The 13295-nt window shown below is 60.6% G+C and carries 10 protein-coding genes and 1 tRNA gene; 4 read left to right on the forward strand and 7 right to left on the reverse strand.

Annotated features, from left to right (window positions below):
* Positions 1-24: 24 nt before the first annotated feature.
* The 5 genes from ISN39_RS15465 to ISN39_RS15485 form a co-directional block, all read right to left on the reverse strand.
* A complete protein-coding gene (locus tag ISN39_RS15465) occupies positions 25-1746 on the reverse strand; it encodes a SulP family inorganic anion transporter (protein ID WP_194728123.1) in 1722 nt (573 codons plus the stop codon).
* 179 nt (positions 1747-1925) lie between these two features.
* Positions 1926-2396 carry a hypothetical protein gene (locus ISN39_RS15470; RefSeq protein ID WP_194728124.1) on the reverse strand — a complete coding sequence of 157 codons (471 nt, stop codon included), beginning with the start codon at positions 2394-2396 and terminating at the stop codon, positions 1926-1928.
* 441 nt (positions 2397-2837) lie between these two features.
* A tRNA-Met gene (locus tag ISN39_RS15475) sits at positions 2838-2914 on the reverse strand.
* 132 nt (positions 2915-3046) lie between these two features.
* On the reverse strand, positions 3047-4246 hold the full coding sequence (gene mnmA, locus ISN39_RS15480) for a tRNA 2-thiouridine(34) synthase MnmA (RefSeq protein ID WP_194728125.1): 1200 nt from the start codon (positions 4244-4246) through the stop codon (positions 3047-3049).
* Positions 4247-4407: 161 nt separating this feature from the next.
* Entirely contained in the window at positions 4408-5508 is a 1101-nt protein-coding gene (locus ISN39_RS15485) for a mechanosensitive ion channel family protein (protein WP_074069575.1), read from the reverse strand.
* Between the two features lie 647 nt (positions 5509-6155).
* Here ISN39_RS15485 and ISN39_RS15490 point away from each other — a divergent pair.
* Positions 6156-7487, forward strand: a complete 1332-nt coding sequence (locus tag ISN39_RS15490) for an erythromycin esterase family protein (protein WP_246763240.1) — start codon at positions 6156-6158, stop codon at positions 7485-7487.
* Positions 7488-7489: 2 nt separating this feature from the next.
* The gene (locus ISN39_RS15495) at positions 7490-8158 is read left to right on the forward strand and encodes a phosphoribosyltransferase (RefSeq protein WP_194728126.1); all 669 of its coding nucleotides are present in this window, start codon (positions 7490-7492) and stop codon (positions 8156-8158) included.
* A gap of 114 nt (positions 8159-8272) precedes the next feature.
* On the opposite strand, the gene ISN39_RS15500 is transcribed toward ISN39_RS15495, so the two are convergent.
* The gene (locus ISN39_RS15500) at positions 8273-8695 is read right to left on the reverse strand and encodes a helix-turn-helix domain-containing protein (RefSeq protein ID WP_039846005.1); all 423 of its coding nucleotides are present in this window, start codon (positions 8693-8695) and stop codon (positions 8273-8275) included.
* 71 nt (positions 8696-8766) lie between these two features.
* Between ISN39_RS15500 and ISN39_RS15505 the strand changes: the two genes are divergently transcribed.
* Positions 8767-10977 (forward strand): heavy metal translocating P-type ATPase, encoded by a 2211-nt coding sequence (locus ISN39_RS15505; protein ID WP_194728127.1) that lies wholly within the window; start codon positions 8767-8769, stop codon positions 10975-10977.
* 126 nt (positions 10978-11103) lie between these two features.
* Positions 11104-11619 (forward strand): YidB family protein, encoded by a 516-nt coding sequence (locus ISN39_RS15510; RefSeq protein ID WP_074070415.1) that lies wholly within the window; start codon positions 11104-11106, stop codon positions 11617-11619.
* 64 nt (positions 11620-11683) lie between these two features.
* Here the strand turns inward: ISN39_RS15510 and serA are convergent, their stop codons facing one another.
* On the reverse strand, positions 11684-13279 hold the full coding sequence (serA, locus tag ISN39_RS15515) for a phosphoglycerate dehydrogenase (protein ID WP_194728128.1): 1596 nt from the start codon (positions 13277-13279) through the stop codon (positions 11684-11686).
* Positions 13280-13295 lie beyond the last annotated feature (16 nt).

Genomic DNA, 13295 nt, shown 5'->3' on the forward strand with positions numbered 1-13295 from the left:
TGCCTTCACTTCATCACCCATCACTTAGTGACCCTCGACCAGTGGCCGATCGCTTCCCTCTTCGAGGCGAGCCGCGCGCAGGGCGTCTTCCGTGTCATCGAAGAATTTTTCTGCTCCGATGCCGTCGACGACGCCGGCGCGTTCCAGCAGCGCTGTGGCCTCGGCGTTTAAGTGAGCCACGCCAAAGGCGATGCCCCGTCCGGAGAGGTTCGCGTGCGCGGCATCAAGCGCGGCAGCTCCGGTGCTGTCGATATGCGCAATTGCGCTGGCATCCAGGATAAACCAACGCGTTTCGGTCGGCAGGCCCTCAGCGATGGCGCGCAGCCGCATGCGGACATAATCCGCGTTGTAGAACAGCAGATTGCCCTGGATGAGACATATGGCGATGCCTGGAACGCCCAGAGCTTCTGGAAAGCGCTGCATATCGTAGAAACCATCGCGTCCCGCAATGCGACCCAGAAGTGCGTCGCGTGGAAACATCGTCTTGCGCAGAAGATAGATCAACGTTGCGGCTATCGCGATGATGACGCCGTTCAGTACTCCGAAGCTGATGGCTCCCCCCATGGCGATCAAGGCGAAGACGAACTCCATCCGGCTGATGCGCCATATCTTTCTGAGTTCGCTGACGTCGATCAGGCTAATTGCGGCTGCCGCGAGGATCGCCGCCAGAGCCGGAATTGGCAGGATGCGCAGGGCATCATTCAAGAAAACCAACGCAGCCATCAGCGTCGCGGCGGAAATGAGACCCGCCGCTTGCGATCTGCCACCGGCCGAAAGATTGATCGCGGTTCGCGAATCGGAGACGCTGACGGGAAATGCGCCAAACAGGCCGGGAGCGATGTTCGCCGCGCCCAAGCCGATCAGTTCCTGGTTCGCATCCACCTCCTCTCCAGTGCGCGCGCCGAAGCTCCGGGCGGCGACTATACCCGCGCCAAAACTGACCAGAAACACAGCAGCCGATCCGAGCACGATCCTGTCCAAGGGCATTTGGGAGACTGCGTGAAGAGAAAATGACGGCAATCCGGTGGGGATGTCACCTACGACGCCGATGCCTGCCGCTTCAAAGTTGAAAATGGCAGAAAGAACCACGGAGAGGACGACGACAAGTACAGGTCCTGGTATCGGTATCGGCAGCCGCGCGGCTTTTACAATCCACAACAGTGCGAACATGGCGAGGCCAAGCAGCAGCGATGGCCAGTGGATCAAAGCACTTTTGCGAACGATCTCGGCAAGCGGTGCTAGGAGCCCGTCCGACTCGATACGCACTCCGGTAAAGCGGCCGATCTGCCCAATAAGGATGGAGAGCGACACGCCAGCAAAGAAGCCGACAAGGATTGGACGAGATAGAAAGTTTGCCAGGACGCCCAGCCGAAGCAGCCGTGCCGCAAAATAGAAGCCTCCAACGCCCAAAGCGATGGCGGAAGCGATCAACACGGGATCGATGGGCGTACCTGCGGGCTGCGCGGCGATCACCACGCCCATGGCGGCCGCAAGAACCGCCATGGTCGCGGCATCCGGCCCGACCACCAATAGCTTAGACGGCCCGAACAGCGCGTATGCAACGGGCGCGACGATGCTTGCGTATATCCCTGTCTCTGGGGGGAGGCCCGCGATGGCAGGGTAAGCGATTGCACTAGGCAGACCGACAGCCGCGATGGACAATCCAGCAGCAATATCGCTTCGCAGCCAATCCACGCGGAACCCCGCAAGCCCCCTGAGTATTGGCACATGAAAGCTTCTAGTCATGCCACCCCCCAGAAATCTATCCGCGTGCGGAGCCACGTTACGCTGTCAGTCCAGGCGTGATGTCCGATCGCTCTGCCCTGCGCCGTGATCGAGATGCTCTGCCAATAGTCTTCAGGAGTTCGAAGCGCGACGTGCCGGCCGAAGCAAACTTGACGACCCTTGGATGGGTGCACAGCAGTCTACGCGACTGGTGCCTCCCAACACAGGAAAAAGCCTATGTCGCCCGGCATGCCACCTGGAAAACTAATAACCATTGCTTTTAACTGGTAGCCCTGAGGCCGGGCGACCTCGACGAAAAGGTCGTACAATTGCTTGGCTTTTCCTTGAAGCGTCTCGGGCCAGTCTGGTCGGGCACTGTTAATCGCCCGACCGCTGTCCGTGCAGAAGCTCGAAGGGAAGCTGTAGACCAAAGCTTCGAATTTGCCGTCGGCGGCGGCCTTCATGACGACGCGCCTGATAACGTCACGCTCCTTGTCGCCGACATGCTCGCGGAAGAAATCGTCAACGAACTCCGCGTGTTTTTTTGCTTCCCGCGCTCTGAGTTTTTCGTCGCGCTGCATTTCCACAAGTTGCAGTTCAAGAGCCTTCGCTCTCAACTCTTCCGCGGTAATCGGTGAAGGACGGGGATCTGACTTTTCATTTGCGGCCATGACGTTTCCCTCCCAGTAATCGACGGCCAAGCAGAGGATTATAGAGCAAATCCATCAAACGCGGTAGCATTCATAATGCAGTAGGTTCGGGTACCAGTCGGCTCGATAGCGGCGTATCCGTCGTTTCTAAAAAGGCCCCCTTTACTGCAAAACTCGGTGACAAAAGTGCAAAGTTTCGCGACCGGCTACAGCCGAGCAAGGGGTGATCTCCCCCGGCGCAGGAGCCATGCTCCGGGCCGGGGTAACGTGGAAATAGCCCCGGCCGCATCACTCGCTTATTGAAGCGGCCAAACCACGCGAACACGAAATCTGAAAATTCCGGATCCAAGTGACAAAATTCCGGAATTTCGCGACCGGCTACAGCTGTTTTAGCTTGCAACACCGCAACATGGTGCGCTCAAGCTACCGTTTCAAATAAGTCAACAAAATCAGGAAGTTGACTGGTAGCGGAGGAGGGATTTGAACCCCCGACACAAGGATTATGATTCCTCTGCTCTGACCTACTGAGCTACTCCGCCACTGGTCAACGATGCCGTTCGCGAAGCGACGGCTCGTGGGATGAGCGGCTTATAAGGTGCGGTCCGGCTTGGTGTCAAGCAGGTGACATCAAGAAAACGGCGAGCTTTGTTGCACGCCGTTTCGCGTCCGGTTCAGGCGGCGACGGGTCTGGAAAGCAGGGCCTTCAGCGAGGCTTCGGCCGCCGGCTCGCGCTCTGAACGCTCGACAAAGCCGCCGCCAAAGACGCGGGCGTCGTCGCCCGGCGCCGAATAGAGCGCGCAGGCCTGGCCGGGCGCCACGCCGGCTTCGCCGACGGTCAGGTCGACATAGATGCCGCGCGCATCGGCACGGAGAATGGCCGGTGCCGGCGCCCGGGTAGAGCGAACCTTCGCGTAGCAGGCAAAACCTTCGCCGGACGCAGCTTCGGAAAGCGGTTCGTCGCCGAGCCAGTTGAGGTCGCGAAGATAGACGCGGTGTGTCTCCAGCGCTTCCTTGGGACCGACAATGACACGGCGGGAGCGCGCATCGAGAAAGACGACATAGAGCGGCTCGCCGGTCGCAACGCCGATGCCGCGGCGCTGGCCGATCGTATAATGAAGGATACCGTCATGGCTGCCGAGCACGCGGCCGTCGAGATGCACGATCTCGCCCGCCAGCGCCGAGTTCGGCTTCAGCTTGGTGATGATATCGGAATATTTGCCCTGCGGCACGAAACAGATGTCCTGGCTGTCGGCCTTCTTGGCAACGACGAGCCCCATCTCTTCGGCAAGCCTGCGGGTCTCGGCCTTCGGCAACCCGCCGAGCGGGAAGCGAAGATAGTCGATCTGCTCCTGGGTGGTTGCAAACAGGAAATAGCTCTGGTCACGATCGGCATCGGCCGGGCGGTAAAGCGCGCGGCGGCTGGGGTTGCCGGATGCCGGATTCGGGCGCGAACGGATGTAATGGCCGGTCGCCAGCGCATCGGCGCCGAGTTCCTTGGCGGTCGCCAGAAGATCAGCGAACTTGACGGTCTGATTGCAGGACACGCAAGGGATCGGCGTTTCGCCGGCGACATAGCTTTCCATGAAGGGATTGATGACGGTGTCGCGGAAGCGCTTCTCGTAATCGAGCACGTAATGCGGAATGCCGAGCGTTTCGCAGACGCGGCGCGCATCGTCGATGTCCTGCCCGGCACAGCAGGAGCCGGCGCGGTGAACGGCCGCGCCATGGTCATAAAGCTGCAGCGTGATACCGAGCACATCGTAGCCCTGGCGCTTCAAGATGCCGGCAACGACGGAACTGTCGACGCCGCCCGACATGGCGACGACAACGCGCGTATCTTCCGGCTTCTTGTCAAAATCCAGTGTGTTCACGGGTGCTGCCAGTTCAGTGCTTGTTTCGCCCCGCCGTTTGCCCTGCAAATGCGGCGGATTTCCTGCTCTTCCGGCAGGCTCGTTGGCAGGGCTTTCGTGGCCGTGGATATAGAAAGGATTGCGGCTTCGCGCAAGAGGCGGGGATTTGCAGCCACGCCGCGCTATTCCGCTGCCGCCTTGCGCCCTCTCTCCTCCCGGCCCTCCAGCATCGCTCTGAGCTGCGGCAAGGCCTGCGGATATTCGCGTTGGATGAAATCGATCAGCTTTTCGCGGATTTCGCACCGCAGATCGAAGGTTCGCCCGGAATTCGAGGCTGAGGCGAGGATGCGGATTTCCATGACGCTCTCCCTGAAATCGGTGACGGCGACGTTGGCCACCCTCCGATCCCAGAGCTTGGAGCCAGCCAGTATCTCCTCCGCCTTGGCGCGGATCGCGGAAACCGGCACGCTGTAGTCGAGATAGATCATGACCGTGCCGATCAGCGATGCGCTCTCGCGCGTCCAGTTCTGGAACGGGTTCTCGATAAAATAGCTGAGCGGCAGGACGAGGCGGCGCCAGTCCCATATTTTCACGACGACGTAAGTCGAGGTGATCTCCTCGACATTGCCCCATTCGCCCTCGACCAGAAGCGCATCGTCGATGCGGATCGGCTGCGTGATCGCAAGCTGAATGCCGGCGAAGAGATTTTTCAGGACCGGCTGCAAAGCCAGACCGACGACGATGCCGGCAACGCCGGCGGATGCGAGCAGACTCACCCCATATTGCTTGACCGCGTCGAAAGTCATCATGCAGGCGGAAATCGTCACGACGACGATGATCATGTCTGCGATCCGCTCGATGATCCGCGACTGCGTGACATGCTTGCGCGCGAGCAGATTGTCCTCGGCGTCCAGCTTGAAGCGCCGCAGATAGACCGTCATCCAGATATGCTTGGCGGTCTTCGCCATCCAGGCAACGAGGATGATGAAGGCGATCAGCAGCACGTGACGCAGCGTCGAGGCCTGATATTCCGTGAGCGGTGAAATCGTGGCGGCAAAGCCCAGCGCCGCAGCTAGGATTGCCAGCCGCGCCATGCCCTCGAGCCGGGAGACAAGCGACCGCCAGAAGAGATCGTGTGAGGCGACGAGGCGTGTGAGAAGCCGGAAAGCCACGCGATGGAAGAAAAGCGAGAACGCCACCACGATAGCGAAGGTGCCAATGCTTGCCACCCAATCAGGCAGCCAGATGCCTTGGCCGCGAATATCGTTCACAAGGTCGGACATGAGCCGGCACTTAGGGTGCATTGCAATATGGAAAAGGGTAAAAATTCATGCGACCGCTTGCAGCGCAGCAAGGCCGCGGAGCCTTTCGATGCGAGATCTGAGCCGTTGACGGCGATGCGCAGCTTTTAAGGACGTGCCGTATATCAATTCTTCGGCTTGCGCCCGTGGCATGGTCTTGCCGAGCAGATAGCTCTGGATTTCCCCGAACCTCCTACCTGAGCCTCTTGAGCTACTCTTTTGTTTCGACACCTTCGGCAGGCGTCGCGCATTGAAGCCCGGAGCGATGCCGACTGCGCGGATGATGGCGAGAATGCCGGCATCGCTCTCGATACCGGCCAGAAGCTGCGATCGAGCTTAATCTTGTCGAAGGCGAAGGCGAAGGCGAAGGCGAAGGCGAAGGCGAAGGCGCGAAGATAGCTGGAAACATCCGGCTGGTTATAGAGGAAAAATAAATAAAATCAGTATCATAGATCGCCTGAACTTTAGGCGGAAGAATGTTGATAGGCAATTGGAAGCCGTTTGATGCCGCAGGAACAATCCCTGCGGCAATTTGTTTCTAGTGAGACGATACGGAGCCAACGAAGGCGTCGAACCGCCCTTACGAACAACGCACAAATAACCGATCACATTTCGAAAAGGAGGCTCATGTGACTCTCCTGGAACTTAAACCGAACCAGGCGGACGGCATCGCGCATGCAATTCGCCATGCATGCGAACTGCTGCCTGATCCCGCTCATATGATCGAATTCGGCGTCTTCTTCGATCCATATATCGACGGCTCGAAGGTCGTCTTCCTCGGCGAGGCGTCGCACGGCACCGCCGAGTTCTACCAGGCGCGCGCGGCAATCACCCGAAACCTTATCGAAAATCACGGTTTCAACATTATCGCCGTCGAAGCCGATTGGCCCGACGCCGAAAGGATCGACCGGCATGTGCGCCACCGGAACGTGCGAACCTACGACCCAGAGTCGTTTATACGTTTTCCCGATTGGATGTGGCGGAACGCCGAGTTCGAGCAGTTCGTCTCCTGGCTGCGCAGCTACAATGAGAGCCTCGCGCCGGATCGGGGCGTCGAATTCCGCGGCTTGGATATCTGCTCACTGAATAGCTCGCTCAAAGCCGTGCTCGATTACCTCCAGCGTATCGATCCCGAGGAGGCGATAGAAGCCCGCCGCCGTTATGCCTGCCTGACGCCATGGCAGGAGCGGCCCGCGGGCTATGCCCATGCCATCCTTTCCGGCGTTCAGGAGGAATGCGAACCGGCCGTCGTCGCACAGTTGCAGGAACTGCTCGCCCGCGAGCTCGATTATGCCGCCGCTGACGGCGAGGACTTTCTCGATGCAGCTCAAAATGCGCGTATCGTCGCAACCGCCGAACACTATTATCGGGCGATGTACCGGAGCGGCAACGATTCCTGGAACCTGCGCGACAAGCACATGTTCGAAACGCTCCAGAAGCTGATGGAGCATCGGCCAGATGCAAAGGCTGTCGTATGGGCCCACAATTCGCACATCGGCAATGCGGCTGCCACCGCCATGGGCTGGGACGGCCAGTTCAACATCGGTGAGCCTGCCCGGATCGCCTATGGCGAGGAGGCCCTTCTCGTGGGCTTCGGGACGGACCGCGGTACTGTGGCGGCCGCCGACGACTGGGATCAGCCGGTAAAAGTCAAGACCGTCAATCCTTCGCGTCCGGACTCTTACGAGCGTGTTTTCCGGCAGACCGCGATACCGAGATCGCTGACCGACCTGCGCGGAACCCGCGATCGGGCAGTGCGCGAGATATTGTCGGAACGCCGACTTGAACGCGCCATCGGCGTTGTCTACCGGCCGGAAAGCGAATTCTACAGCCACTATTTCGAAGCGGTGCTTCCGGAACAGTTCGACTGCTACCTTTGGTTCGAAGAAACGAAAGCCGTCAATCCGCTTGCCGCCGTGCGCCCGCACGGTGTGCCCGAAACCTATCCGTTCGGATTGTGACGATGCAGAGCGCTCTCCGCTTTCACGATCGTGCCGACGCGGGCAGAAGGCTCGCCGAGGCCATTGGCGCACGAAGCGATGACCCGGTCGTGCTCGGTCTGCCGCGCGGCGGCGTGCCTGTGGCATTCGAACTCGCGCGCTGCCTGCACGCGCCGCTCGATATCCTCCTCGTCCGCAAGATCGGGGCGCCTGGCTATCCGGAATATGCCATCGGCGCTGTCGTCGACGGCAAAAATCCACAACGTGTGATGAACGAAGACGTCCTTGTTTATTGCGGCGCGTCCCTCGATTATTTCGAGAAAGAAGCAGCCCGCCAGCTCGAAGAGATAGAGAGGCGCCGAAAGGTTTACCTCGGCGATCGCCCACCGACTGATCTTGCGAACCGGAGCGTCATTCTCGTCGACGACGGCATTGCCACCGGCGCATCGGTAAAGGCTGGATTGAAGGCGCTCCGCCAGGCGGGTGCGGCCCATATCACGCTTGCGGTTCCGGTTGCGCCGCGGATGGTAATCGAGGAACTGAGGGCGCAAGTCGACGAAGTCTTCTGTCTATCCGCGCCTGAAGACCTCCAGGCGGTCAGCCTTCACTATGACGATTTCAATCAGACCAGCGATGGAGAGGTCACCGAGTTGCTTGCAAGGACTGCCTACGGCGACCCCCCGAAGGGCTGAGGCGATTAAGGCTTCAGCACCACTTCTCCACGTTCTTGCCATTCCAGTAGTGAGGGCGATCGGTATGGACCTTGACCATGCGATCCCATGAGAAACGATCTGCGCCGTTTAAGTTCAGTGGTGCGGATGCATGCACTGGCCGTGATCGGCAAGGACTTCGATGACCCGGCACTGATCCACACGGCCGTGGCCGCAGCCTTCGACCATGATCTCCAGCTCGGCTTTCAATGCCATGAGGCTGCGGATACGCTGTTCGACCTCGATGAGCCGCGCTTTTGCGATCGCATCGGCTGAAGCGCAGGATTGATCGGGATCATCCTGCAGCGCCAGCAAGGTTCGGATGGAACCGACCTCGAAGCCGAGTTCGCGGGCATGGCGGATGAAGGCAAGGCGGCGGATATCGGCAGGTTCATAGGAGCGCTGGTTGCCCTCGCTGCGGCTGGGCGCCGCCAGCAGCCCTATGCTCTCATAGTAGCGGATCGTCGGAACCTTCACCCCGCTCTGGCGGGCTGCATCGCCGATCGTGATCTTTTTCATGATTTTCCTCTTGCACCTCTAGTCGCTAGAGCATGTAGGAAGAATGCTGCTGAAGAACAAGGAAATCCGAAATGGCTGAAGCGGCTCGGGCGAAATACAAAGTTGGCGGCATGGACTGCGCATCCTGCGCGGCGAAGATAGACACGGCAGTCCGCCGCATCGCCGGCGTCGAGGAGGTTTCCGTTTCCGTGACCGCCGGCACGATGACCATCAGCCATGACGGTACCAGTGATCTGAAAGCGATCGAGAAGAAGGTGACCGGTCTCGGCTATTCGGTCGTGGCGATGCCGGCGAAGGCGCCGGATCACGATCACGCTGCGCAAGGCCATAATCATCGTCATACCGATCATGATCACCATGGACATACTCATTCTGAAAAGGACATCACAGGGGTGCCCGGCCACGACCATGGGCAGATGGGCGGCCTCTGGTGGCAAAGCAGGAAAGGGCGGCTGACGATCGCAGCCGGTGCGGCTCTTGCCGTGGCCTATGCTGCCGGGCATCTCATGCCGGCGATCGCCTCCTACGCCTTTGTTGCCGCCGTGCTGATCGGTCTTGTACCGATCGCCCGCCGCGCGATGACGGCGGCACTTTCCGGAACCCCGTTTTCGATCGAGATGCTGATGACGATCGCGGCCGTCGGCGCCGTTATCATCGACGCCGGAGAGGAGGCCGCAGCCGTCGTCTTCCTCTTTCTGGTCGGCGAGTTGCTGGAAGGGGTTGCCGCCGGACGTGCTCGGGCGAGCATTCAATCGCTGACGGCGCTCGTGCCGAAGAACGCCTTGCTGGAGGAAAACGGCCAAACGCGCGAAGTGCCGGCGGAAACGCTCGCTGTTGGCTCCACCATCCTCGTCCGCCCGGGCGACCGGATTTCCGCTGACGGCGTCATCGTCTCGGGCGAAAGCGCGATCGACGAGGCGCCTGTGACGGGGGAAAGCGTTCCGGTGCGCAAAAGTACCGATGACACGGTCTTTGCCGGAACGGTGAACGGTGATGCCGCGCTCCGTATCAAGGTAACTGCGGCAAGTGCCGACAACACGATCGCCCGCGTCATCAAACTCGTCGAGGAAGCGCAAGAATCGAAGGCGCCCACCGAGCGTTTCATCGACCGCTTCTCGCGCTACTATACGCCAGGCGTCGTCGCGGCCGCGGCATTGGTCGCGATCATCCCGCCGCTCCTTTTTGATGGCGCCTGGGACGAATGGATCTACAAGGGGCTTGCGATCCTGCTGATCGGCTGCCCCTGCGCTCTGGTGATCTCGACGCCCGCTGCAATCGCCGCTTCGCTGTCGGCAGGCGCGCGGCGCGGATTGCTGATGAAGGGTGGTGCCGTGCTGGAAACGCTCGGCAAGGTCACCGCCGTCGCGCTCGATAAAACCGGTACGCTGACCGAAGGTAAGCCGAGGGTGACCGACATCGTGCCTTTCGAATTGACGGGGGCTCAAGTGCTTTCGCGCACGGCCGTCCTGGAAAGAAACTCCAGCCACCCTCTCGCACTGGCGATCCTCGATCGCGCAAAGAGCGACAAGGTACCCGTACCGCCGGCCTTTGAGGTGGAAGCCATTCCCGGCAAGGGCATGACTGGCCGCGTCGGCGGTGAAAGGCTCGATCTTCTCTCTCCGTCTGCCGCTCGCGCGACGGGCGCCCTGACGGCCGAACAGGACGAGCGCATCGCTGCATTGAACGAACAGGGCAAAAGCGTATCGGTTCTCCTCGTCGACGGCAAAGCCGCCGGTTTGATCGCCATGCGCGACGAGCCGCGCGGGGACGCAAAAGCCGGCCTCAAGATGCTGACCGATGCCGGGGTCCGGATCGTCATGCTGACCGGCGACAACGAGCGCACAGCAAGGGCGATCGGTGAACAGCTTGGTATCGATGTCCGAGCCGAACTCATGCCCGGAGACAAGCAGCGTTTTGTCGGCGAACTGATGCGCGAAGGCTTCATTGTCGCCAAAGTCGGCGACGGCATCAACGACGCCCCTGCCCTGGCGGCCGCAGATGTCGGCATCGCCATGGGAGGCGGCACGGACGTAGCGCTGGAGACCGCGGATGCGGCGGTCTTGCACGGCCGCGTCGGCGACGTGGCGGCGATGATCGAGCTTTCCAAGCGGACGATGCGTAACATCTTCGAAAACATCGCCATCGCGCTTGGCCTGAAGGCGGTCTTCCTCGTCACGACCGTCATCGGCCTCACCGGCCTCTGGCCCGCAATCCTCGCCGATACGGGCGCAACAGTGCTGGTGACACTCAATGCGCTGCGGCTGCTACGTCCGGTGCGATAGCGAGCCAACCATAGCTTGTGATGAATTTTCGATGACACGGGAACCATGTTGCCGTCCGCGCATTCCCGCATTCGGGCTGTATTCTTCGAATGCGGCGCCCGGGCAAATCTCGATGGGGAGGATATCATGGATCGCAGAAATCTTACGGCATTGCTCGGCATACTTGCCGTCGCCGGCTACCAGAACCGCGACAAAATCGCCGCAGCACTCCGCGAACTCACGCAAGGCGGCGCACAGCCGCAAACTGCCGGCACGGAGCCCGGCGGAGTGCCCTCGCAACCTTCTGGAGGAGGCTTGGGCGGACTTCTCGGCGGCCTTGCAGGCGGTGGTCTTGGTGACCTCGTCAAGGGCGGCTCCGCCGGCGGTATCCTGAGTGGCGGCCTTGGCGGCCTACTCGATCAGTTCACCAAGAACGGCTATGGCGAAACGGCGGATTCATGGGTATCGCCCGGTGCGAACAAGCCGATCGACGACCGGCAGCTCTCGCAAGCGCTCGGCGCGGACGTTCTCGAAGAACTTTCTGCAAAGACGGGCTTGCGTGAGGATGAAATCCTCAAACGCCTTTCAAAAGACCTACCGAAGGCCGTCGATGACCTGACACCACAAGGTCAGATTCCGAACAGCGCCAACTTTTCGATCTGATTGAAAGCTTTGCCCGGCGCAGTCCCCCGCGCCGGGCATTCGCATTCTTCCTTGGGAGGAAATCTTAATCGACCGCGAAGACCAAGGGCTTGGCCTGGCGGATTGCCCGGTGGGCCGTCAGCTTCGCGAGAACGTCGTCGCCGATCGGACCATCGACATAGAGGAGCGCGATCGCATCACCACCCTGCTTGTCGCGGCCGAGCTGGAAGTTGGCGATGTTCACACCGGCTTCCCCGAGCGTCGTGCCGATGAAGCCGATCATGCCGGGAACGTCGGTGTTGGCAATATAGACCATGTGGCTGCCGACATCGGCATCGAGGTTGATGCCCTTGATCTGGATGAAGCGCGGCTTGCCGTCGGAGAAGACGGTACCGGCGATCGAGCGCGTCATGCTTTCGGTCGTCACCGTGAGCTTGATGTAGCCGTCGAAGACGCCGGTCTTGTCGCGCTTGACCTCGGAGAGCACGATGCCCTTTTCCTTGATCATGATCGGGGCCGAAACCATGTTGACGTCGGCAACCTGCGTGCGGATCAGACCGGCAAGCAGCGCGCTCGTCAGCGCCCGGGTATTCATGTTCGCCGTGGCGCCGTCGTAGAGGATCTCGATTTCCTTGATCGGCTCCTCGGTGACCTGGCCGACGAAGGCGCCGAGAACGTCGGCGAGCCTGATGAACGGCTTCAGGATCGGCGCTTCTTCAGCCGTGATCGACGGCATGTTGATAGCGTTGGAAACGGCACCCTTGACCAGGTAGTCCGCCATCTGCTCGGCAACCTGCAGGGCGACGTTTTCCTGCGCTTCCGTGGTCGACGCACCGAGATGCGGCGTGCAGACGACGTTTGGCAGACCGAAGAGCGGGCTTTCTTTGGCGGGCTCGACCTCGAAAACATCGAAGGCAGCACCGGCGACATGGCCGGACTTGATCGCCTCTGCAAGCGCAGCCTCATCGACGAGACCGCCGCGGGCGCAGTTGATGATGCGCACACCCGGCTTCGTCTTCGCCAGTGCGTCCCTGTTGAGGATACCGCGCGTCTTGTCCGTCATCGGCACATGCAGCGTGATGAAGTCAGCCTTGGCAAGCAGTTCGTCGAGCTCGACCTTGATAACGCCCATTTCCTCAGCGCGCTCCTTGGACAGGAACGGGTCGTAGGCGAGAACGTGCATCTTGAGACCAATGGCGCGAGCGCAGACGATCGAGCCAATGTTGCCGGCACCGATAACGCCAAGCGTCTTGCCGGTGATTTCGACACCCATGAACTTCGACTTCTCCCACTTGCCGGCCTGCGTCGAGGCATCAGCCTGCGGCAGCTGGCGGGCAACGGCGAACATCAGCGCGATTGCGTGTTCGGCGGTCGTGATGGAGTTGCCGAAGGGCGTGTTCATGACGATGATGCCGCGGCGCGAGGCAGCCGGGATATCGACATTGTCGACACCGATGCCGGCGCGCCCAATGACCTTGAGGTTGGTCGCGGCTGCAATCAGCTTTTCCGTCGCCTTTGTGGCGGAGCGGATGGCAAGACCGTCATAGTTGCCGATGATTTCGGCGAGCTTGTCCTTGTCCTTGCCGAGTTGCGGCTGGAAATCGACTTCGACGCCGCGGTCGCGGAAGATCTGGACGGCGGTTTCCGACAATTCGTCGGATACGAGAACGCGAGGTGCCATTGGGGGCTTCCTTCAA

This window comes from Rhizobium sp. 007 (genome assembly GCF_015353075.1).
Classification (GTDB): Bacteria; Pseudomonadota; Alphaproteobacteria; order Rhizobiales; family Rhizobiaceae; genus Rhizobium.

Coding starts and splice junctions, on each gene's coding strand:
- ISN39_RS15465 (WP_194728123.1), bottom strand. CDS start 1,746: ATGACTAGAAGCTTTCATGTGCCAATACTCAGGGGGCTTGCGGGGTTC.
- ISN39_RS15470 (WP_194728124.1), bottom strand. CDS start 2,396: ATGGCCGCAAATGAAAAGTCAGATCCCCGTCCTTCACCGATTACCGCG.
- ISN39_RS15485 (WP_074069575.1), bottom strand. CDS start 5,508: ATGTCCGACCTTGTGAACGATATTCGCGGCCAAGGCATCTGGCTGCCT.
- ISN39_RS15495 (WP_194728126.1), top strand. CDS start 7,490: ATGCAGAGCGCTCTCCGCTTTCACGATCGTGCCGACGCGGGCAGAAGG.
- ISN39_RS15500 (WP_039846005.1), bottom strand. CDS start 8,695: ATGAAAAAGATCACGATCGGCGATGCAGCCCGCCAGAGCGGGGTGAAG.
- ISN39_RS15505 (WP_194728127.1), top strand. CDS start 8,767: ATGGCTGAAGCGGCTCGGGCGAAATACAAAGTTGGCGGCATGGACTGC.
- ISN39_RS15510 (WP_074070415.1), top strand. CDS start 11,104: ATGGATCGCAGAAATCTTACGGCATTGCTCGGCATACTTGCCGTCGCC.
- serA (WP_194728128.1), bottom strand. CDS start 13,279: ATGGCACCTCGCGTTCTCGTATCCGACGAATTGTCGGAAACCGCCGTC.